This is a genomic window from Sphingosinicella rhizophila, from assembly GCF_032378825.1.
Lineage (GTDB): Bacteria > Pseudomonadota > Alphaproteobacteria > Sphingomonadales > Sphingomonadaceae > Allosphingosinicella > Allosphingosinicella rhizophila.
The window spans coordinates 282,481-302,942 of the sequence record NZ_JAVUPU010000004.1; the positions used below are offsets into that span (position 1 = coordinate 282,481).

The window sequence follows — 20,462 nt, forward strand, 5'->3', positions numbered from 1 at the left end:
GGCCGCCCCGGGATCGGGCGGCGATAAATGTGGCATGACGGGCGCTTAGCGGCTAATCCGCGCCGATGGCCGACCCCATCGTCATCGATCTTCCCCACAGCCTCGGCGCGGCCGAAGCGAAGCGGCGGCTGCAAAGCCGCATCGGCGAGCTCAAGGATCATATTCCCGGCGGCGCGGCCGAGGTGGAATCGCACTGGACCGGCGACCGCATGAACTTGAAGGTCACCGCGCTGAACCAGGAGGTGGTCGCCAATATCGACGTCCTCGAAAAGATCGTGCGGCTGGAGCTGGTCCTGCCGCCGATGCTGGGCTTTTTCGGCAAGCAGATCGAGGCCCTGATCCGCCGCAAGGGCCCGGAACTGCTCGAGGATCGCAGCGGCGGCGGCAGCCACTGAGACTGCGGGCAACCGAGGCCGCATGGCCTCCTCCAGGCGCGCATCGTCGGTGACGAAGAACCGGTTCCCACTTTTTCGCACGATGCACGTTTATTGATGGTCGCATCGTCGGTGACGAAAAACCGGTTCCCACTTTTTCGCACGATGCTCTAACATCCCTTTTCCGAAGCGGGAGACGGGCATGCGGCATATCGCGGTGATCGGGTCGGGACCCGCCGGCTATTACAGCGCGGAGGCCCTGCAGAAGAGTCTCGGTGAGGATGTGCGGATCGACATCATCGACCGGCTGCCCGTGCCCTACGGCCTCATCCGCTTCGGGGTCGCGCCCGACCATCAGTCGATCAAGGCGGTTTCCAAACGCTATGAGAAGGTGGCGCTGAGCGACAATGTCCGCTTCGTCGGCAATGTGACCGTCGGGCGCGATCTGAGCATCGAGGAGCTCCGCAGCCTTTACGACGCCGTCATACTGGCCACGGGGGCGCCGCACGACCGGCCGCTCGACATAAAGGGCAGCGACCTGCCCGGCGTGATCGGATCGGCCGCCTTCGTCGGATGGTATAACGGCCATCCCGAATTCGCCGACCTGGACCCGCCGCTCGACGTCGCCGCCGCCGCGGTGATCGGCAACGGCAATGTCGCGCTGGACGTCGCCCGCATCCTTTCCAAGACCCGCGCCGAATTTTCCGGATCCGACATTGTCGGACATGCGCTGGACGCGCTCGGCCGATCGAGCATCCGCACGATCCATGTGCTGGGCCGCCGCGGTCCCCACCAGATCGCGATGACGCCCAAGGAACTTGGCGAGCTCGGCCATCTGGAAGAAGCGGCCCCCCAGGTCGACCTGGGCGACTTCCCGCCCGAAATGGACGATTCGCTGCTCGAACCGGGTATGCGAAAATCGGTCATGCACCTGCGCGACTTCGCCGCCATTCCGAAGGGCAAGAAGAAGGTCATCCACTTCGATTTCTTCGCGATGCCGATTGCGGTAGAGGGCGAGGGCAGGGTCGAGCGGCTGGTGGTCGAAAAGACTGCATTGACCGAAGATCTGAGGTCGGTCGGCACCGGCGAGATTTACCGGATCGAGTGCGGCCTCGTCATCAGCTGCATCGGCTATCAGACGCCGCCGATCGAAGGCGTTCCCTACGAACATGGCCGCGGCCGTTTCGCCAATTCGGAAGGGGTGATCGGCGACGGCCTTTACTGCGTCGGCTGGGCGCGGCGTGGCCCGAGCGGCACGATCGGCACCAACCGCCCGGACGGCTATGAGGTTGCGGAAAAGATCGCCGCCGCACTGGGCGCGGGCGACAGCAAGAAGGAGGGCCGGGCGGGCCTGGATCGCCTGCTGGCAAGCCGCAATGTCGACCTCGTAACCTTCCGGGACTGGCAAAAGATCGAGGAAGCGGAAAGCCGGCGCGCGCGCGACGGCAGCCCGCGCGAGAAGTTCGTCGCCATCGCGGAAATGCTCGGCGCGTTGGAGCGCTGAACGCTCCCGGACTTACGCGGAGGAGCGCCGCTTGCGCTCCCCCGCCCCCCTGCTTATAGACGCCCACCTGTCTCCCGGTTGGCTTCGGCCAGACGCACCGGTCGGGGAGTAGCTCAGCCTGGTAGAGCACTGTCTTCGGGAGGCAGGGGCCGGAGGTTCGAATCCTCTCTCCCCGACCATTTTCCTGCTCATGATTCCAGCGCGATGCCGACACAGGTCGATCCCGTTCAGGTGGCGAAATCGGGATCCAGCCGGTACGCCTTGCGCAGCAGCGCCGGCCAGGCAAGCATGCCGGCCGCCAGCTTGAGGCCGATCCTGCCCTGCTGGGCCGTGACCTCGGGCGAACCCTGCGGGGGATGATTGATATTGTCGCCCGCCGACAGAGCCAGGATCTGGGCTTGGCAGGCGCGCTCCAGGAAATAGATGCGGATGAATGCCTCGCCGATCGTCTCGCCGATGGCGAGCGTGCCATGGTTCCTGAGCAGCATCGCGCCCTTGTCGCCGATATCGGCGATGATCCGCGCGCGTTCGTCCAGATCGACGGCCAGGCCTTCATAATCGTGATAAGCGACGTCCTCGCGGATCAGCATCGCCGCCTGCGTCAGCGGCAGCAGCCCGTCGCGATGCGCCGACACAGCCTGGCCGTGCGGCGTATGGAGGTGGATCACGGCCTGGGCATCCTCACGCGCCATATGGAGGGCCGAATGGATGGTGAAGCCGGCGGCATTGGTCATGAACGGCGTTTCCTGCACCGGATTGCCGTCCATTCCGACCTTGACCAGGCTGGAGGCCGTCACTTCCTCGAACATGAGATTGTAGGGATTGAGCAGGAAATGATGATCCGGCCCAGGGACCCGCGCCGACAAATGGGTGAAGACCAGATCGTCCCAGCCGAAAAAAGCGATCAGGCGATAGGCGGCGGCGAGATCGACGCGGATCTTCCATTCCTCGTCGCTGACCTTGCCCTTCATCGAGGGGATATGGACGTGGGCCGGCGTCGGGCGCCCGGCCTTCTCCGGTGGCGGCGCATCGACTCTGCCCATGATTCGTTCCTCCTCGGCGTGAGACGAGGATAGCGGCTTCGCGTCTCCGGTCCAAACCGGGTGGGAAGGCGAGCCTGGCGCCTAAGGAGCGACCCTGTCGGGATGCGCGGCGGCGAAGGCTTCCAGCCCGTTCGCTTCGGCATCCGCCCGGACGAGCAGCGGGAAATCGTCGATCGGTACCTTGAAGCGGCGCGCATTGAACATTTGCGGGACCAGGCAGATGTCGGCGAGGGTGGGGGCGTCGCCGAACAGGAAGGCGCCGGCCCGGGGCGCGGCCAATGCCTCCAAGGCGGCAAAGCCTTCGCGCACCCAATGCGCATACCAGGCGTCGCGCGCGGATTCTTCCTGTCCCAGCGGGCCGCCCAGATATTTGAGCACGCGCAGATTGTTGAGCGGGTGGATGTCGCAGGCGACGATCAGGGCCAAAGCGAGGACATGGGCGCGGTCTCCCGGCGATTCTGGCAGGAGGCGAATGCCGGAACGGGTGGCATCCAGATAATCGGCGATGGCGATGCTCTGGGTGATCCGGTGGCCATCGATTTCGAGCATCGGCACGAATCCCTGCGGATTGCGTGCGCGATAGGCTTCTTCCTTGTGGGCTCCGTGAAGAAGATCGACCGACGCACTTTCATAATCGACGCCCTTGAGGTTGAGCGCGATGCGGGCGCGATAGGCCGCCGAGGAACGGAAATAATCGAACAGGATGGGTTTGGTCATGGCCGATCCTAACCGGCGAAACGGTCGAACAGAAGCGGCAAGCTGCACTATCAGGACCACCGCTTGCATTGCACAGCGAAGCACCGCGTCCTAAGTCCGAAATCATGCCCGATGCCGTGACAGCCCCCGCCGCCCCACCGGCCGCGATCCACCGCGCCGACTACCGGCCCCCAGAATGGCTCGTGCCGGACGTGGAGCTGGATTTCGATCTCGCTGCCGAACGGACCAGGGTGGGGGCCCGGCTCACGGTCCAGCGCAACGGAGATCATGATGCGCCGCTGCGCCTCGACGGCGAAGGCCTGAAGCTGATCGAGGTCAAAGTCGACGGCAAGCCCGCCGAGCATCTCCATGCCCAGGACGCACTCACCATTCCCATCGTCGGTGACGAAGCAGTCGTGGAAACGCTGGTGGAGATCGCGCCGGGCGCCAACACCCAGCTGATGGGCCTTTACGAATCGGGCGGCATATTGTGCACCCAGTGCGAGGCCGAGGGATTCAGGCGAATCACCTTCTTTCCGGATCGGCCGGACGTGCTCAGCCGCTACCGGGTCCGGATGCATGCGGACAAAATTCTGTATCCGATCCTGCTGGCGAACGGCGATCCGGTCGCGCATGGCGACGAGGAAGGCGGCCGCCACTGGGCCGAATGGACCGACCCCTTTCCGAAGCCCTGTTACCTGTTCGCACTCGTCGCGGGCGACCTCGTCGCCAACCAGGACAGCTTCATCACCCGCAGCGGCCGCACCGTGGCGCTCGGCATCTGGGTTCGCGAAGGCGATATCGGCAAGACCGGCCATGCCATGGAATCGCTGAAGGCGGCGATGGCGTGGGACGAGCGCGTCTATGGCCGCGAATATGATCTTGCCATGTTCAACATCGTCGCCGTCGCCGATTTCAACTTCGGCGCGATGGAGAATAAGGGCCTCAACATCTTCAACTCGCGCTATGTGCTGGCCGATCCGGATACGGCTACCGACGCCGATTACGACGCCGTCGCCGGCGTGGTGGCGCACGAATATTTCCACAATTGGTCCGGCAACAGGGTGACCTGCCGGGACTGGTTCCAGCTTTCGCTGAAGGAAGGCTTCACCGTCTTCCGCGACCAGCAATTCTCCGCCGATCTGGGCTCCGCCGCGGTCAAGAGGATCGACGATGTCCGGGCGCTGCGCGCCGCCCAGTTCCCGGAAGATGCGGGCCCGCTGGCTCACCCGGTTCGCCCCGATTCCTATATCGAGATTTCCAACTTCTACACGGCGACCGTCTACAACAAGGGCGCCGAGCTTATCCGGATGATGCACAGCCTGCTCGGGGCCGAGAAGTTCCGCGCTGGCACCGACCTCTATTTCGACCGGCATGACGGGACCGCCGCCACCTGCGAGGATTTCGCCAAGGCACTGGAAGATGCATCGGGAATCGATCTTGCCAGATTCCGGCGCTGGTACAGCCAAGCCGGCACCCCCCGGGTGCGGGCCTCACTCACCCACCATGCCGGCGAAGGGCGGGCGCGGCTGGTGCTCGAGCAGACCGTTCCGGCGACGCCCGGGCAGCCCCGCAAGGCGCCGGTGCCGATCCCGCTCAAGATTGCCCTGTTCGACGAGCTGACCGGGCAGAAATATACGGATCGGCTCGTTCTGCTGGAGGAGAAGCGGCAGGACCTGCTGTTCGAGGGCATTGGCGGCCGTCCGATCCTCTCGATCAACCGCGATTTTTCCGCGCCCGTGATCATCGAGACGGACAGGAAAGTCGACGACCTCGCCTTCCTGTCGGCGCGCGACGACAATCCCTTCGCCCGCTACGAGGCGATGCAGCAGCTGATGCTCGAAACGCTGGTCACAGCCGTTTCCACGGGGTCGGCCGATCACAAGCCGGTGATCGAAGCGATCCGGCAAACGCTCACCAATCCCGCGATGGACCCGGCCTTCATCGCCGAATCCGTGCTGCTGCCGACCGAAGCCTTTGTCGGCGACCATATGCTGGTCGTCGATCCGGACGCGATCCATGCCGCCCGCGAGAAGCTGCGGTCGGACATAGGCGACGAGCTGGAGTCGCAGTGGCGGGCAGCTTATGCCTCCTCATCGGCGAACCGGTTCGAATATTCGCCCGCGGCCAAGGGCGCGCGACGGCTGCGAACGGTGGCGCTCGGCTATCTGATGGCCGCCGATGCCGAGGGTGCGCCGGCCATGGCGCTCATGCAGTTCGAGAATGCCGACAATATGACCGACCGCCAGGGTGCGCTCGGCAATCTCGTCAATAGCGACACGACCGAGCGCCAGACCGCGCTCGGCGCCTTTTACGAACGCTATCAGGAGAACCCGCTGGTCCTCGACAAATGGTTCACGGTCCAGGCGCTGTCGATGCGGGAGGACACGGTCGACAAGGTCGCCGCGCTCGCCCGCCATCCGGATTTCCTGCTCGCCAATCCCAATCGGGTGCGGTCCCTGGTGGGCGCCTTCACCGCCAATCAGCGCGCCTTCCACCACCGATCCGGCCGCGGTTATCGCTTCCTCGGCGACATGATCCTGACCATCGATCCGCTCAACCCCCAGACGGCGGCGCGGCTGATCCCGGCGCTGGGCCGCTGGCGGCGCTTCGACGAGACGCGCGGACAGATGATGAAGGCGGAGCTGGAGCGGATCATCGCCACCCCCAATCTTTCCCGCGATGCGTTCGAGCAGGCGACCAAGAGCCTCGGCTGACCCATCGGGCAACGCGCCCAGGGGAGGCCGACCGCTATTCCCCTCGCCGCCCTGTCACCGGGGCCGGCCCGGCGAGAGTACCGACGTTCAGCGCGCTGGCGTGGCCGGCCCGCCGCCGACCCAGGCGGCGACGTCGGCAGCCACCTTGTTGGCCGCTTCATTGAGCGCCGGCGCGACCGAAGAGGGGTCGACGGCCGCGATCGGCACGCGCGCCTCGAAGCGACGGGTTTCCACCGCCTGGCCGGCGCGGGCGAGCAAGCCGTCATAGACGGCGACCGCCTCCATGCGATCGGCCTGGACGCCGAAGGCCTGAAGCGTTCCGGTCAGCCTTATGCCCGGATCGAAGGTGAATTGCCTGGGATCGAGCACCACCCTGCCGGTACGGGCGGCAATTGTTTCCGAGAGCAGCCGCCCGAACAGGGCGCCCGGTATCTCCACCCATTGCGCGTCCTTGAGATAGGCCACGGACGTTTCGCCGGTGCGGACCGGGACGCGCGGCGTCTGCAGTTCCTGCGGCAAGGTCGGCGTGACGACCGTGATCGCCTCGCTGGCGGGGGCGGTGCGGCTGGTCCGCGCCGCGACGCTTTCGACGGCGGTGAGACGCATGAGCGTCGCCGGGGGCTTGGCCCCGAAGCTGATGCAACCGGAGAGCGCGAGTGCGCAGCCCAAAGCGAGGAGTACGGAATTCCTTTTCATCAGTCCCTCGGCTTGTAATCAGGAAGGCGGTTTCCGCCGATGATTCCGGTAGCTCCCTGCTGATCGAGCTTCTGCGCGACCGACGACAAGGCGCCCGACATTTCGCGCAGATCGCGCACCAGCTGGCCAACCTCCGGGATGGTCTGCTTGGAAAAAGCCTGCAAGCCGGGTCGGGCGTCGCCGACCGCGGCATCGAGATTCTTCATGCTGGTCTCGGCCGCCCGGACAGTGCTGCGCAGATCGGCGATGAGCGGCCCCGCTTCCTGCTGCAGCAGTTTGTCGCTCGTGTCCGCCAGCTGACCCATCTCCTCGACCGCGCGCCCGGTCTGCTGGATGGCGATGCGGGCATCGGCCATGGCCGCGGCGATTTCGTCCGAACGTTGGGCGAGGTTGGCGCTGATCACCTCGACATTGTCGAGGATCGACGCGATCGAGGCCTGGTTGCGATCGGACAGCAACTCCGTGAGCCGCGCCGTCAGCGTCGAAACGCGTTCGAGCAGCTCTGGCGCGCTGTTCAGCAATTGCCCGAGGGCGCCGGGCTTGGTCGGGATGATCGGCACGCCATAGGGGCATTGGGCATCGCGATCCTGCTCCGGGCAGGTGATCTGAGGCGGTTGCGCCGCCCCGCGTCGTCGCCGATCCTGCTCCGGCGGATCAAGCTGGATCTGCGACACGCCCGTGAAGCCGACGCCCTTGATGGTCGCCGTTGTGCCGACCAGGACCGGCGCCTTGTCGTTGACCGAGATGCGGACGCGCACGAATTCCGGCGCCTCCGGCTGAAGGTTGATCGATTCCACCTGGCCGACCGGAACGCCGGAGAAGGTCACCGCCGATCCCTTGGCCAGCCCGTCGACGGCCTGGTTGAAAAAGATGTCATATTCCTTGCGATCGTCACCGCTCGCACGTGAAAGCCAGATCACGAAGACGATCACGGCGATGAGCAGCGCCATCACGACGCCGCCCACCAGGATGTGGTTGGACCTGGTTTCCATCAGCCTTCAGCGCCCCCGTGCTGGGCGGCCCTGGCTTCTGCTTCCGCATCGGCCTCGGTCGCCTCTTCGGCGGCCCGTCCCCGCGGGCCCCTGAAATATTCCTGTATCCATTCGTGATCCAAAGCCAGCAATTCCGGAATCGTTCCGACCGCGATCACCTTGCGCTCGGCAAGCACCGCCACTCGGTCGCATATTGCATAGAGGGTGTCGAGATCGTGGGTGATCAGCAACACGGTGAGGCCGAGCCGGTCGCGAAGCTCGACGATCAACTCGTCGAATGCTGCGGCGCCGATCGGATCGAGGCCGGCGGTCGGCTCGTCGAGGAACAGGAGATCGGGATCGAGCGCCAGCGCACGGGCGATTCCGGCCCTCTTCTTCATGCCGCCCGAAAGCTCCGCCGGATATTTGGGCCCGGCATCGGGCGGCAATCCGCTCATGACGATCTTGAAGGCGGCGATCTCGTCCAGCAGGGCTTCACCCAGACGCGGATAGAATTCGCGCAGCGGGACCTGGACATTTTCGGCGACCGTGAGCGTGGAGAATAAAGCCGCGCCCTGAAAGAGAATGCCCCACCTCTTCCTGATATTCTGGAGTTCGCGATCCTCGCGGCCGATGACCGGCTCGCCGAACACGGTGATGTCACCGGCCTCGGGGGTCTGCAGGCCGATGATCGATCGCATCAGCACCGATTTACCGGTGCCGGATCCTCCGACCACGCCCAATATCTCGCCCCGTTTCACCTCCAGGTCCAGATCTTCGTGCACCACCTGCTCGCCGAATGCGTTGCGCAGGCCGCGCACCTCTATGATGATTTCGCCATCCTCCTCGCCGTTCATATCCAACCCACTTCGGTGAAGAAGACGGCGAAGAAGGCATCGAGCACTATAACCAGGAAGATGGCCTGCACGACCGCGGCGGTGGTGCGAAGGCCGACCTCTTCGGCATTGCCTTCCACCTGCATGCCCTGGAAACAGCCGGCCATGCCGATGATGAGGCCGAAGACGGGCGCCTTGATAAGGAGCTGCCAAAGATCGTTGAGCGGAACCACTTCGCGGGTGCGCTGGATGAAGGTGATCGGCGGAATCTCCAGCGACAGCCAGCAGAAGATCAGGCCGCCGACGATGGCGAGGATGGCGGCATAGAAGCCCAGCAGGGGCATCAGCAGCACCGTCGCAAGGACACGCGGTATGACCAGGGCTTCCATCGGCGAGACGCCGATGGTCCGCATCGCATCCACCTCCTCGGCGAGCTTCATCGATCCCAATTGGGCGGCGAAGGAGGAGCCGGACCGGCCGGCGACCATGATCGCCGTCATCAGCACGCCCAATTCCTTGATCGAGCTTCGCCCGACCAGATTGATGGTGAAGACCTCGGCGCCGAACTGGCGAAGCTGAACCGCACCCTGTTGCGCGATCACGATCCCGACCAGGAAGCTCATCAGCCCGACGATGCCGAGCGCATGGACGCCCACCACCTCGAAACGCTGGACGACGGCGTTGAAACGAAAACGCCGGGGGCTTCGGATCACGTTGAAGAGCGCGATCAGAAAAGCGCCGAAAAAGCCAAGCAGGCCATAGAGGGTCCGAGCCGCCATCGCCGTCGCCGCGCCGACTTCATCGAGAACGCGCACAAAGGACGGGGTGGGATCCGGCCGCACCTTCACGGGCTTGTCGGCATTCGCCACCTGCTTCAGCAGCAGCGCCTTGTCCCCCGTCGCGCCGATGATCTCGACACCGCGGTCACGCTCCAGCCGATGGATGATCCAGGCGCCGATCGTGTCCATCCGGCCGACCTCCGTCAGGTCGACGGCGGCAAAGTCTTCCTTCATCCGGTCGAGCCTGGTCGGCAGCACGCCCAGTTTCGCGAGCGTCAGGTCGCCGCGGAAACGGAGTATCCGTCGCCCCTCTTCTTCATCCTCGCTGAACCTGGCGACGCTGCTCATGACAGGGACATGCTTCAATTCCAGGCCGTCGGCAAGGTGGACAAATAGCCTATGCCGTGCTTGCCTCGCCGCATGAAAGCCGCGCTCGCCATTTACGACATGGACAGGACGATCACCCGGCGCGCCACCTACACGCCATTTCTGATTCACGCCGCGCTCCGGCTCGCGCCCTGGCGGCTTTTGCTGCTGCCGGCTGTCCTGCTGACCACCCTGGCTTACGGCCTGAAGCTGATCGAGCGCAGCCGCCTGAAGGAGATCAACTATATCCTGCTGGTCGGGAACGGCATCGCGCCCGAACGGCTGGAACCGGTGATCGCGAGCTTCGCCAAAGATCAGGTCGCCACCAACATCATGCCCGGCGCGCGGCGCAGCATCGCCAATGATCGCGCGGCGGGCCGCCGGCTGGTGATGGCGACCGCCTCCTACCGCATCTATGCGGCCGCGATCGCGGAGCGGCTCGGCTTCAAGGACGTCATCGCCACCGAGACCCGCATCGACGCGGAAGGCCGGATCCTCGCTCGCATCGACGGCGTCAATTGCTATGGCGATGGAAAGCTGGCGATGATCCGGGCCTGGCTCGACAAGGAAGGACTGACCCGGGAGGCGGTGCATATCCGCTTCTATTCCGATCATGTGTCGGATGCGCCCGTCCATCATTGGTCGGACGAAGCCGTCGCCGCCAACGCCCACGATCGCCTGGTGCGGCTGGCCCGCGTGGAAGGCTGGGAGATCCACGACTGGAGCCGTGAAGACCCGGACTCTCCCCTCGCCACTGCCGGAGCCACAAAGGCCTGATCCCGCTCATAGCCGCGGGCGAGCGGGCGGGCTATTTCCCGATCGCCGCCAAAGCCTGGTCGAAATCGGCGATCAGATCATCGGGGTCCTCGACGCCAATCGAGATGCGGACGAGATTGTCGGTGATGCCGAGCGCCTGCTTGCGATCGTCCGGGACCGACAAATGGGTCATTGCCGCTGGCGCGCTCGCCAAGGTCTCGGTGCCGCCGAGGCTGACCGCGAGATGGGCGATCTTCAGGGCGTCGAGAAAGGCGAAGGCCTCCTTCTCGCCGCCCTTCAGATAGAGCGAGAAGGTGGAGCCGGCGCCGGTGCAATGACGACGATAGATGTCGGCCTGCCGCCCTTCGGTCAGGAAGCCGAGATAGCCGACCGTCTCCACCTGGGGGCGGTCGCGCAGCCAGTTGCAGACCTTTTCCGCATTCTCGCCAGCGCGGCTCATCCGCAGTTCCAGCGTTTCCAGGCTGCGCAGCAGCATCCAGGCGGAATGCGGATCGGTGATCGTGCCGATCGTGTTGCGCATCATCCTGATGGGATCGACCAGCGCCTTGGCGCCGACGACGCCGCCGGCGACGAGATCGCTATGTCCGCCCGCATATTTGGTGAGCGAATAGATGGAGAGATCCGCGCCATGATCGAGCGGCTTCGACCAGAGCGGCCCCAAGAACGTATTGTCGATGGCGATCGGCGGACGCCCTTCATCCGATGGGGCATCGCCGAACAGGGCATTGCGGACTGCCGCTACCGCCTCCACGTCGACCAAGGCGTTGGTCGGATTGGCGGGGCTTTCGAGATAGATGAGCGACACGCGGCCCATGGACTTGGCCCGGGCGATGACCTCTTCGATCTGCTCCGGCGTGGCGCCGGCGGGAAAGTCGAGCCATTGGACGCCGAACCGGCCCAGGATGCGGCCGATCAAGGTCTCGGTTGCGGCATAAAGCGGCCCGGAATGGACGATGACGTCGCCGGGCTGGACGAAGGTGAGCAACAAGGTGGCGATGGCCGACATGCCGCTGGAGAAGATCAAGGCTTCCTCCGCATCTTCCCAGACGCTGAGGCGGTGCTCCGCAATCTCCTGGTTGGGGCCGTTGAAGCGCGAATAGACGAGCCCTTCGGCACCCCCCGGCCGGCGGCCGGTCACACCTTCGAAATGGCGTTTGCCGGCGGCCGCATTTTCGAAGACGAAGGTCGAGGTCAGGAAGATGGGCGGCTTCAACGAACCTTCGGAAAGGGCGGGATCGAAACCATGTCCCATCATCAAGGTGGCGGGCCGAAGCCGGCGGCCGCCCACTTCCGTGACGTCGGGCCTGGGCCGGCGCCGAGGCGCGGCCCCGCTGAGATCGGCTTCGTCCTTCATGGCAATGGCTCCTGCTGGCGCGACCCTATTATATCAACTCCTTGGCCGGCCAGACGATCCGCCAGCACCGGTCCAGGCATTGAAGGGAGCCGATTCACGTCATCGGCGGAAGCACGAATCGCTTCCCCTCAATTGATCATGCTCCCTAGGGAAGAGCGATCATCGATATCTGCCGTCCATAATCGGGCTCCCCGCAATGGGTGGCGCGGCGATAACTGAAGAAGCGGTCGGCGTCCGAATAGGTGTCCAGTCCCAGCGCCTCGACGGCCCGGATGCCGGCCGCGGCGAGCCGCCACACCACATAGCCTTCCAGATCGAACTGGTAATGGCCGTCGCGGCCGCTGGTCAAGAAGCGTTCGTTGGCGGGATCATTTTCGGCGAAGCGGCGGAAAAAGCCTTCATCCACCTCATAGGATTTGCGGGCGATGCAGGGACCAACGGCGGCGACGATCTCGGTGCGATCTGCACCCAGCCTTTCCATTTGCGCGATCGTGGCGTCGGTCACGCCGCCCAGCGCACCCTTCCAGCCCGCATGCGCCGCGCCGATGATTCCGGCCTTCGCATCGGCGAACAGGACCGGCGTGCAATCGGCGGTCAGGATGCCGAGCGCGAGTCCGGGCCGGTCCGTCGCCATGCCGTCGGCCTGGGGTCGCGATTCGTCGGACGAAGGATCGGTGACGGCGATGACGTTCGGGGAATGGATCTGGTGCAGCGTCGCCAGCCGGGCACCCGGAGCGATCGCCGCGACGGCGCGTGCCCGGTTCTCCCGGATCGAATCCCGGTCGTCGCCGGAGCCGAAGCCGACATTCAGGCCGGCGCAGACGCCGGTGGAGACGCCCCCCCTGCGGCCGAGGAAGCCGTGCGGCAACGACGCCAGCTGGTCCGCGCGAATGACGTCCACGTTCATGTCCGATCCTTCAGCGAGAGTCGCATGATGCGATCGTCGTCATAATGATTGCCGACCTTGAACGGATAGAGGCCAACCTCCTCGAAACCATAACGCTCGTAGAAGCGCCGCGCACGATGATTGTCGATAAAGACCGACAGATAGAGATCCTCGCCGCCCCTCGTCCGCGCTTCCGCGATCGCCCAGTCCATCAGGGCGGCGGCGACACCGGCGCCGTGCCATTGCTTCAGCACATAAAGCTGGCGCAGTTCCACCGAAGGACCACGCGGCTGGAAAGGCAGGCTGGGCGGCCCGACCTTGGCATAAGCGACCGCCGCCCCGTCGGCCTCGGCCAGGCAGGTCGAAAGCGTGCCGTCGCCAAGCTGCTCCCGCCAGCTTTCCGCCGAATGGACTTCGAGGAAAGCGGCAAGATCCTCAGGCGCATAGAGATGGCCGAACGTGTCGATGAAGGTCCGGCGGCCGAGTTCCGCCAGGCGGGCGGCGTCGTCCGGTCCGGCCTGCCGATAGGTGATGGCGCTCATGCGAAGCCCGCCGGTTCCGGCCAGCCGGGGGCGAGAAAAGCCGCAGCCTTGAACAATGCACCCATCTGATCTGCTGCCGTCAATCGAGCCACGGCGCGATTGAATTCCGCCGCCCGCGCCGGAGAATGTTCGCTGAGCGCTGCGGCCCTCGCCTCGATTCCCATGGTCTTCAGCCATTCTCCCTGTTGGCGGGTCCGATATATCTTCACCCCAGCCTCGGCTGCCGCCCCCCCGAGGCGTTCGAAATCGACATGGGCGGTAAGATCGCGCTCGCCCGGCGCCTGCCACGGATCGGCATAAGCATGTTTGGCGACCGCTTGCAGCGTCTCTCCCGCGGAAGTGGACGCCGGGCCGTAATCGAAAACCAATATGGCTCCGCCCTGTGCTGCCACGCGCCGCGCGACTTCGCGGACGGCTGCCAAGGCGGCTGGCGACGATTCGAATATCGTTCCCGCCGGAGCGCCGCGGAGATGATCCGGGATCTCCCCGATGTCGACCACCGGGCCGACATCGGGCGCGAAGCCTCCACCGTCTCGGACCATCATGCGTTCGCGCCACCCGTCATCGGTCGCAACGAATTGCCGGACGGGCAGGGCGTCGAAAAACTCATTGGCCAGGACGAGCAAAGGGCCGCCATCCGGCAGCGATCCGACGCCGTCATGCCAGCGCGCATGCGGCAGACGGCCCGACTGGGCCTTGCGCAACACCGGGCTGGTCTCGACCAATTCGATCGGCGGTTGCAGGCCGGCGGCCGCCATTGCGCGAAGCGCGTCCACCGCGAGCGTGCCGCGCCCGGGGCCGAGCTCGACATAATGCGCGGCAGGCCGGCCGGCCCGCAGCCAGAGATCGGCAAGCCACACCCCCGCCAGTTCGCCGAACATCTGGCTTATTTCCGGTGCGGTGATGAAATCGCCATCGCGCCCAAGAGGATCGCGGGTGCCATAATAATGCGCATTCGCCTCCGCCATATAATCGGCCACGCTGATCGGGCCGCTGATGGCGATCATGCGGCTCAGACGATCGGAGAGGGATATTTCAGGCGACGCTTTCACTGCCGGCGACCGGTTCGACCCTGTGCCTCCGGCCTTTGGCGGTGGCGATCAGATAGAGACCGCCCAGGATCATCGGCAGCGACAGCCACTGGCCCATGTGGAGATGGGTCATGCGGGCGAATTCCATCAATTGCGCATCCGCCTCGCGATAGAATTCGACCACGAAACGGCTGAAGCCGTAGCCGAGGAGGAAGGTGCCGACGAGCTTGCCGGGCTGGTAGCGGGCCTCCGTCTTCCAGAACAGGAACCAGAGCACCGCAAACAATATGATCCCTTCCAGCCCCGCCTCGTACAGCTGGCTCGGATGGCGCGCCACTTCGCCGCCGGCCGGGAACACCACCGCCCACGGCACGTCGGTCGCCCGTCCCCACAGCTCGCCGTTCACGAAATTGGCAAGGCGGCCGAAGAACAAGCCGAAGGGGACGCAGCAGGCGACATAATCGTGGATGCGGAGCCATTGCAGGCCATGCTTGCGCGCCATGTAGACGATGCCGAGACTGACGCCGATCACGCCGCCGTGGAAGGACATGCCGCCATCCCAAAGCTGCAGAATCTCCAGCGGATTCTCGAGGTAGAAAAGGGGCCGGTAGAAGAGGACGTAACCCAGCCGGCCGCCCAGTATGATCCCTAAAGTGGCATAGAAGACCATATCGTCCGCATGACGGCGCGCCATCGGCGCCCCCGGCTGTCCGATCAACCTCAGCAGGTACCACCAGCCGACGAGGATGCCGGCGAGATAGGCCAGCGAATACCATCGCAATTCGAAGAAGCCGAGATCGATCGCGGGCTTGATGCCCAGATTTTCCCAACGGATCGCGTTGGAAGCATCGATTGCCAGTGATGTGAGTAGGATCAAGGCTTCCCCCAACGGCTTCGCGCCCTCATAGAAGCGGTAGGAACAAACGGAAAGAGGCAGGAGAAAGGCGATGCCCAGCGAGCTGGATCGCAAGTTCGACGCGGTACTGGCGGCGGCGACCGGCCCCGAAGGGCGGGTCCAATTCGGCACCGACCCGCAAGGGCGCGCGATCGTGACCAACCTGCCCGCCACCTTGCCCTTGCTGTTCGACGCCTTCTGCATGCTCCACGCCGAAACCACCGCCATCGTCGCGGAGGACGAGCGGCTGACCTTCGCCGACCTGGGCGGCCACGCCACGCGGGTCGCCAAGGCGCTTGTCGGCGGCTTCGGGATCGGCAAGGGGGATCGGGTCGCGATCGCCATGCGCAATGCTCCAGCCTGGATCGTCACCTATATGGCGGTGCTGAAAGCCGGCGGCGTCGCCACTCTGATCAACGGCTGGTGGCAGCCGCACGAGCTCGATCATGCGCTCAGACTGGCCGATCCCAAGCTCGTGATCGCCGATGTGAGCCGGGCGAAGAAATTGGAGGCCACCGGCCTGGGACCCGCGCCCGTGGTGCTGCCGGTCGACAGGCATCTGGACGAAGCGCTCGCGCCGCTGCTGGCGCGGAGCGGCGACGCCGTCCTGCCCGACGTCGCGCCGGAAGACGATGCGACCATCCTCTTCACTTCGGGCTCGACCGGCGCCGCCAAAGGCGCGCTATCGACGCATCGCGCCGTCACGACCGGGGTCTATGCCTATGCCGTCGGGCTGATCACCCTGCTCGGCATCCTCGAAAGCGAGGGCCGCCCACCGGCCAACCCGCCCAAGACTTTGGTCAATGTGCCGCTGTTTCACGTCACCGGCGAAATACCCGTCCTTCTCAACAGTTTCGTGATCGGCCGGGGAATGGTGCTGATGTCGAAATGGGATGCCGGCGAAGCGCTGAGGCTGATCGAAAAGGAGAAGATCACCTATTTCGTCGGCGTCCCGACGATGAGCCTGGAGTTGATGCAGCATCCCGACCGGACGAAATATGATCTGTCCTCGCTGACCGACATCGCCGCCGGCGGCGCGCCGCGTCCGGTCAGCCATGTCGGCCGCCTGAGGGAGAGTTTCGGCACGGCCCAACCCGCCTTGGGCTATGGCCTCACCGAGACCAACGCCGTCGGCTGCAGCAATTTCTGGTCCAATTATGCCGACAAGCCATCCTCCACCGGGCGGCCTCAGCGGCCGATCGTCGAACTGGCGATATTGGGCCCAGGCGACGTGCACCTCCCCCACGGCGAGCGCGGCGAGATCGGGATACGATCGGCCGCCAACATCAAGGGTTATTGGCGCGATCCGGCGGCGACGGCCGCCGCCTTCACCGCCGACGGCTTCTTCCGGACCGGCGATGTCGGCTATCTCGACGAGGACGATTATCTGTTCATCGTCGATCGGCTGAAGGACATCATCATCCGCGGCGGCGAGAATATTTCGTCCCAGGAGGTGGAAGCATCGCTTTATGCCCATCCATCCATTTCGGAAGCGTCGGTTTTCGGCGTCGCGGACGAGCGCCTCGGGGAAGTGCCCGCCGCCGTGGTCTACAGCGAGAGGGATAGCGGCCTTACCATGGAAGGATTGCTCGACTTCCTGGGCGCGCGGCTGGCGGCATTCAAGTTGCCGGCTTATATCTGGTTTCAGGACGCGCCCTTGCCGAAGCTCGGCACCGGCAAGATCGACCGCATAACCTTGCGCGAGCGCTACAGGCGCGAATTGGACGCATCCGCTTGAATCGTCTGCGGAAGACAATATCCGATACCGGCGGGGAAAAAGGCATCAGCCGTCGCACGCTGCTGATCGGGGGCGGTGCCGGGGTCGGGCTGCTGATCGCCTTCGCCATCTGGCCGCGCAGCTACCAGCCCAATTTACGGGCGGGACCGGGCGAGCAGATCTTCAACGCCTTCCTGAAGATCGCCGACGATGGCCGCGTGGTGGTGGTCGTCCCGCAGGCTGAGATCGGGCAGGGCGTGTGGACCAGCCTTCCGCAGATCCTCGCCGACGAACTGGGCGCCGACTGGCGGACGATATCGGTCGAGCCCGCGCCGATCAGTCCGCTCTACGCCAACCGTTTCATCGCCGAGGAGCGTGCCGCCCGCCAATGGCCCGATGCCCTCGAAGGTGTCGGCCGATGGACCGCAGGAGAAAATGCGACCCGCAACGCGCTGATGCTGACCGGCGGGTCGACGTCGATCCGGGCCTTCGAGCCGGTGATGCGGGAGGCGGGCGCCGCGGCGCGAGCTTTGCTTTCCAAAGCCGCCGCCAAGCGGTGGAACGTCGATTGGGAGGTGCTGGACACGGCCCAGGGTTTCGTCCTGAACGGTTCAGAAAAGCTCAGCTTCGCGGAGTTGGCCGCTGAAGCGGCCCAGCAGGACCTCCCCGAATATCTGCCGGTTCGCGGCGGCGCCGAAGGACGGCTCGTCGGCCAGGAGCTGCCAAGGCTGGACGTGCCCTCCAAGGTCGACGGCACAGCATTGTTTGCCGGCGACATCAGGATGCCGGACATGGTCTATGCCTCGTCCCGTTCCGCGCCCACGCCGGACGCCCGTCTGGTCGAGGTGGACCGCAAGGCCGCCCAAGCCATTCCCGGCGTGGTCGGCGTCTTCGAAAATCCGCGCTGGGCGGCGGCCATCGCCACCAATTGGTGGGCGGCCAATCGCGGGCTCGAGGCGATGAAGCCGGTGTTCGAGATGAGGGGCGAAGGCCCCGATGATGCACGCATCGAGGAAGCGCTGGCGGAAGCGCTCGACAAGGACGAAGGCAGCCGGATCTTCAACCGGGGCGATGTCGGCGCGGTCTATGCGGAAGGCAATGTGCTTCGCGCCCATTATTCGGCGGGCGTCGCCGCCAATGCGCCGATCGAGCCGCTGACGGCGACGGCGCGCCTTCAGGGCGACCGTCTGGAAGTCTATGCGCCGACCCAGGCGCCAGGCCTCGCCCGGGCGGCGGCCGCCCACGTATCGGGCCTGCCTGAGGCGCAGGTCACCATCTATCCCACATTGATCGGCGGAGGCTATGGCCGCAAGCTGGAGATGGACGCGATCGTACAGGTGGCGGAGATGGCGGTACGGGCGAAAAGGCCGGTGCAGCTGGTCTGGTCGCGGATCGAGGAAACGGTGCAGGACACGTTCCGCCCGCCGGCCCGGGCCGTGCTCAGCGCGCGCCTCGGCGAAGGCGGCTTCATCCTTGCCTGGCAGGCCCGAATCACGGCACCGGCGGTCGCGCCCGGACTGGGCGCCCGGCTGGGCGGCGGGCAGGCGCTGATGGTGGAGAGGGACGGAGCCGACGGCGCAATACCCCCTTATGCGATCCCAGCCGTCGCCGTGGATCACCTACCCGTCGAAATCGGGATCCGCACCGGCGCCTGGCGCTCCGGATCGCGGAGCTACACGGTCTTCTTCATGGAAAGCTTCATCGACGAGCTGGCAAGGCAGGCGGGGGTCGAACCGCTGTCCTTCCGGATGCAGATGCTGGGGGACAATCCGCGGCTCGCGCGCTGCCTTTCCACCGCCGCCGCCTTGGGCGGATGGGACGGCGGCGGCGACGGCAGCACGATGGGCATCGCCGCCCATAGCGGGTTTGGTTCCCACATGGCCCTGCTGGTGGAGATAGAAGTGAGCCGGTCGCAGCGGATCCGCGTGCGCCGAGCGGTCGCCGCCGTCGATTGCGGACGTGTCGTCAATCCCGACATCGTCCGCCAGCAGATCGAGGGCGGCATCATGTTCGGCATTTCGGCGGCAGTCGGCAATCCCATCTCCTTCGAGGGCGGGCGGCCCGACGTGCGCGGTTTCGCTGGGCTCGGCCTGCTTACGCTCGCCGGGTCTCCCGAGGTCATGGTCGAGCTCATCCCCAGCGACGAGCCGCCTGGCGGCGTCACCGAACTTGCCGTTCCGGCCGCCGCGCCGGCTATCGCCAACGCCTTCCATGCCGTCAGCGGCGCGCGTCTCCGCTCGCTGCCGCTCGTGGTGGGAAGCGGCGCATGAGGCCGCCGGACGACCATCCGCCCGTGGCGGCGCCAAAGATCGGGCTGCTGCTGATCAACCTCGGTACGCCCGATCGTCCCGAGCGGGGAGCGGTGCGTGTCTATCTGAAGCAATTCCTGTCCGATCCCCGGGTGATCGAGATCCCACGACTCGTCTGGCAGCCGATCCTGCGCGCCATCATCCTCAACAGCCGGCCGCGCAAATCGGCCCATGCCTATCGCCAGGTCTGGACGGACCAGGGCTCGCCTCTGGCGGCGATCACCCGGCGCCAGGCGGAAGCGCTGGCGGGGTCGTTCGGCGAACAGGTGATCGTCGACCACGCCATGCGCTATGGGCGGCCGGCCATCGCCGAACGGATCGACGCGCTGCGCGAGCAAGGCTGCGACCGCATTTTGCTGGCGCCGCTTTATCCCCAATATTGCGCGGCGACGACCGCGACCGCCAATGACGAGGCCTTTCGGCATCTCGCCGGTCTGCGCTGGCAGCCCGCCGTGAGGACATTGCCGCCTTATCATGACGATCCCGCCTATATCGCCGCGCTGAAGGCGCAGATCGAGGAAGACCTGGCCGCGCTCGATTTCAACCCGCAGGCCATCGTCGCGAGCTTCCACGGCATGCCGGAACGGACGCTGCGGCTCGGCGACCCTTATCATTGCCATTGCCAGAAGACGGCGCGCCTGCTGGGCGAGACATTGGGCCGCGAACTGACGGTCGCCTTCCAGTCCCGCTTCGGGCGGGCGCGATGGCTCGGCCCCGCCACCGAGGACGTGCTCGCCGGTCTTGCCGGCAAGAGCGTGACCAGGATCGCCATCGTCGCCCCCGGATTTTCGGCGGATTGCCTCGAAACGCTGGAGGAACTCGCCATACGCGGGCGTAAGACCTTCCTGGACGCGGGCGGCACGCATTTCGCTTATCTGCCCTGCCTCAATGACGGCGTCCCGGGGATCGAAATGCTGCGCAATATTGTTGGTCGCGAGCTTGAAGGTTGGTTAGGCAAGTAAAAACAGG

18 protein-coding genes and 1 tRNA gene are annotated in these 20,462 nt (G+C 65.4%); 8 read left to right on the top strand and 11 right to left on the bottom strand.

The window, feature by feature from the left end; genetic code table 11:
- Positions 1 to 65 precede the first annotated feature (65 nt).
- The 3 genes from RQX22_RS09930 to RQX22_RS09940 all read left to right on the top strand — a co-directional run bounded on the left by RQX22_RS09930 (position 66) and on the right by RQX22_RS09940 (position 2,057).
- Positions 66 to 395: a polyhydroxyalkanoic acid system family protein gene (locus tag RQX22_RS09930; protein WP_315726026.1), complete on the top strand. Its 330-nt coding sequence runs from the start codon at positions 66 to 68 to the stop codon at positions 393 to 395.
- Positions 396 to 576: 181 nt separating this feature from the next.
- The gene (locus RQX22_RS09935) at positions 577 to 1,878 is read left to right on the top strand and encodes an FAD-dependent oxidoreductase (RefSeq protein WP_315726027.1); all 1,302 of its coding nucleotides are present in this window, start codon (positions 577 to 579) and stop codon (positions 1,876 to 1,878) included.
- Between the two features lie 102 nt (positions 1,879 to 1,980).
- A tRNA-Pro gene (locus RQX22_RS09940) sits at positions 1,981 to 2,057 on the top strand.
- A gap of 48 nt (positions 2,058 to 2,105) precedes the next feature.
- On the opposite strand, the gene RQX22_RS09945 is transcribed toward RQX22_RS09940, so the two are convergent.
- A complete protein-coding gene (locus tag RQX22_RS09945; protein ID WP_315726292.1) occupies positions 2,106 to 2,849 on the bottom strand; it encodes a class II aldolase/adducin family protein in 744 nt (247 codons plus the stop codon).
- Between the two features lie 153 nt (positions 2,850 to 3,002).
- On the bottom strand, positions 3,003 to 3,638 hold the full coding sequence (gene maiA / locus RQX22_RS09950) for a maleylacetoacetate isomerase (protein ID WP_315726029.1): 636 nt from the start codon (positions 3,636 to 3,638) through the stop codon (positions 3,003 to 3,005).
- Positions 3,639 to 3,742: 104 nt separating this feature from the next.
- Between maiA and pepN the strand changes: the two genes are divergently transcribed.
- Entirely contained in the window at positions 3,743 to 6,334 is a 2,592-nt protein-coding gene (pepN, locus tag RQX22_RS09955) for an aminopeptidase N (protein WP_315726031.1), read from the top strand.
- A gap of 87 nt (positions 6,335 to 6,421) precedes the next feature.
- Here pepN and RQX22_RS09960 read toward each other — a convergent pair whose 3' ends face one another.
- From RQX22_RS09960 to RQX22_RS09975, 4 genes are read right to left on the bottom strand one after another with little or no spacing between them, the layout of a single operon-like run.
- Positions 6,422 to 7,030 (bottom strand): ABC-type transport auxiliary lipoprotein family protein, encoded by a 609-nt coding sequence (locus RQX22_RS09960; RefSeq protein ID WP_315726033.1) that lies wholly within the window; start codon positions 7,028 to 7,030, stop codon positions 6,422 to 6,424.
- Positions 7,030 to 8,022, bottom strand: a complete 993-nt coding sequence (locus tag RQX22_RS09965; RefSeq protein WP_315726034.1) for an MlaD family protein — start codon at positions 8,020 to 8,022, stop codon at positions 7,030 to 7,032. The genes RQX22_RS09960 and RQX22_RS09965 overlap by 1 nt, the downstream gene beginning before the upstream one ends.
- A complete protein-coding gene (locus RQX22_RS09970) occupies positions 8,022 to 8,858 on the bottom strand; it encodes an ABC transporter ATP-binding protein (protein WP_315726036.1) in 837 nt (278 codons plus the stop codon). Before RQX22_RS09970 ends, RQX22_RS09965 begins: the two co-directional genes overlap by 1 nt.
- Positions 8,855 to 9,964, bottom strand: coding sequence for an MlaE family ABC transporter permease (locus tag RQX22_RS09975; RefSeq protein WP_315726038.1), 1,110 nt, complete (start codon positions 9,962 to 9,964; stop codon positions 8,855 to 8,857). Before RQX22_RS09975 ends, RQX22_RS09970 begins: the two co-directional genes overlap by 4 nt.
- Positions 9,965 to 10,036: 72 nt before the next feature.
- Here RQX22_RS09975 and RQX22_RS09980 point away from each other — a divergent pair, with 72 nt between their 5' ends.
- Positions 10,037 to 10,759 (top strand): HAD family hydrolase, encoded by a 723-nt coding sequence (locus tag RQX22_RS09980; RefSeq protein ID WP_315726040.1) that lies wholly within the window; start codon positions 10,037 to 10,039, stop codon positions 10,757 to 10,759.
- A gap of 31 nt (positions 10,760 to 10,790) precedes the next feature.
- Here the strand turns inward: RQX22_RS09980 and RQX22_RS09985 are convergent, their stop codons facing one another.
- The 5 genes from RQX22_RS09985 to lgt all read right to left on the bottom strand — a co-directional run bounded on the left by RQX22_RS09985 (position 10,791) and on the right by lgt (position 15,446).
- Positions 10,791 to 12,113 carry a cystathionine gamma-synthase family protein gene (locus RQX22_RS09985; protein ID WP_315726042.1) on the bottom strand — a complete coding sequence of 441 codons (1,323 nt, stop codon included), beginning with the start codon at positions 12,111 to 12,113 and terminating at the stop codon, positions 10,791 to 10,793.
- 145 nt (positions 12,114 to 12,258) lie between these two features.
- Complete coding sequence (gene pgeF, locus RQX22_RS09990) at positions 12,259 to 13,020, bottom strand: peptidoglycan editing factor PgeF (protein WP_315726044.1); 762 nt, start codon at positions 13,018 to 13,020, stop codon at positions 12,259 to 12,261.
- Positions 13,017 to 13,541, bottom strand: coding sequence for a GNAT family N-acetyltransferase (locus tag RQX22_RS09995; protein ID WP_315726046.1), 525 nt, complete (start codon positions 13,539 to 13,541; stop codon positions 13,017 to 13,019). Before RQX22_RS09995 ends, pgeF begins: the two co-directional genes overlap by 4 nt.
- Entirely contained in the window at positions 13,538 to 14,548 is a 1,011-nt protein-coding gene (locus RQX22_RS10000; RefSeq protein WP_315726048.1) for a class I SAM-dependent methyltransferase, read from the bottom strand. The genes RQX22_RS09995 and RQX22_RS10000 overlap by 4 nt, the downstream gene beginning before the upstream one ends.
- 28 nt (positions 14,549 to 14,576) lie before the next feature.
- On the bottom strand, positions 14,577 to 15,446 hold the full coding sequence (lgt, locus tag RQX22_RS10005) for a prolipoprotein diacylglyceryl transferase (protein WP_315726294.1): 870 nt from the start codon (positions 15,444 to 15,446) through the stop codon (positions 14,577 to 14,579).
- A gap of 73 nt (positions 15,447 to 15,519) precedes the next feature.
- Between lgt and RQX22_RS10010 the strand changes: the two genes are divergently transcribed.
- The 3 genes from RQX22_RS10010 to hemH are packed head-to-tail and all read left to right on the top strand — an operon-like array spanning position 15,520 to position 20,455.
- A complete protein-coding gene (locus RQX22_RS10010; RefSeq protein WP_315726050.1) occupies positions 15,520 to 17,205 on the top strand; it encodes a class I adenylate-forming enzyme family protein in 1,686 nt (561 codons plus the stop codon).
- Complete coding sequence (locus RQX22_RS10015; protein ID WP_315726052.1) at positions 17,202 to 19,454, top strand: xanthine dehydrogenase family protein molybdopterin-binding subunit; 2,253 nt, start codon at positions 17,202 to 17,204, stop codon at positions 19,452 to 19,454. Before RQX22_RS10010 ends, RQX22_RS10015 begins: the two co-directional genes overlap by 4 nt.
- Positions 19,451 to 20,455: a ferrochelatase gene (hemH, locus tag RQX22_RS10020; protein ID WP_315726053.1), complete on the top strand. Its 1,005-nt coding sequence runs from the start codon at positions 19,451 to 19,453 to the stop codon at positions 20,453 to 20,455. The genes RQX22_RS10015 and hemH overlap by 4 nt, the downstream gene beginning before the upstream one ends.
- Positions 20,456 to 20,462 lie beyond the last annotated feature (7 nt).

What these genes read in the sequence shown, in the direction of transcription:
- RQX22_RS09935 (WP_315726027.1), top strand. Translation starts at nt 577, where the DNA reads ATGCGGCATATCGCGGTGATCGGGTCGGGACCCGCCGGCTATTACAGC.
- RQX22_RS09995 (WP_315726046.1), bottom strand. Translation starts at nt 13,541, where the DNA reads ATGAGCGCCATCACCTATCGGCAGGCCGGACCGGACGACGCCGCCCGC.
- RQX22_RS09965 (WP_315726034.1), bottom strand. Translation starts at nt 8,022, where the DNA reads ATGGAAACCAGGTCCAACCACATCCTGGTGGGCGGCGTCGTGATGGCG.
- maiA (WP_315726029.1), bottom strand. Translation starts at nt 3,638, where the DNA reads ATGACCAAACCCATCCTGTTCGATTATTTCCGTTCCTCGGCGGCCTAT.
- pgeF (WP_315726044.1), bottom strand. Translation starts at nt 13,020, where the DNA reads ATGAACGTGGACGTCATTCGCGCGGACCAGCTGGCGTCGTTGCCGCAC.
- RQX22_RS09985 (WP_315726042.1), bottom strand. Translation starts at nt 12,113, where the DNA reads ATGAAGGACGAAGCCGATCTCAGCGGGGCCGCGCCTCGGCGCCGGCCC.
- RQX22_RS09980 (WP_315726040.1), top strand. Translation starts at nt 10,037, where the DNA reads ATGAAAGCCGCGCTCGCCATTTACGACATGGACAGGACGATCACCCGG.
- pepN (WP_315726031.1), top strand. Translation starts at nt 3,743, where the DNA reads ATGCCCGATGCCGTGACAGCCCCCGCCGCCCCACCGGCCGCGATCCAC.
- RQX22_RS09960 (WP_315726033.1), bottom strand. Translation starts at nt 7,030, where the DNA reads ATGAAAAGGAATTCCGTACTCCTCGCTTTGGGCTGCGCACTCGCGCTC.
- hemH (WP_315726053.1), top strand. Translation starts at nt 19,451, where the DNA reads ATGAGGCCGCCGGACGACCATCCGCCCGTGGCGGCGCCAAAGATCGGG.
- RQX22_RS09970 (WP_315726036.1), bottom strand. Translation starts at nt 8,858, where the DNA reads ATGAACGGCGAGGAGGATGGCGAAATCATCATAGAGGTGCGCGGCCTG.
- RQX22_RS09930 (WP_315726026.1), top strand. Translation starts at nt 66, where the DNA reads ATGGCCGACCCCATCGTCATCGATCTTCCCCACAGCCTCGGCGCGGCC.
- RQX22_RS09945 (WP_315726292.1), bottom strand. Translation starts at nt 2,849, where the DNA reads ATGAAGGGCAAGGTCAGCGACGAGGAATGGAAGATCCGCGTCGATCTC.
- RQX22_RS10000 (WP_315726048.1), bottom strand. Translation starts at nt 14,548, where the DNA reads ATGATCGCCATCAGCGGCCCGATCAGCGTGGCCGATTATATGGCGGAG.
- RQX22_RS09975 (WP_315726038.1), bottom strand. Translation starts at nt 9,964, where the DNA reads ATGAGCAGCGTCGCCAGGTTCAGCGAGGATGAAGAAGAGGGGCGACGG.
- RQX22_RS10010 (WP_315726050.1), top strand. Translation starts at nt 15,520, where the DNA reads ATGCCCAGCGAGCTGGATCGCAAGTTCGACGCGGTACTGGCGGCGGCG.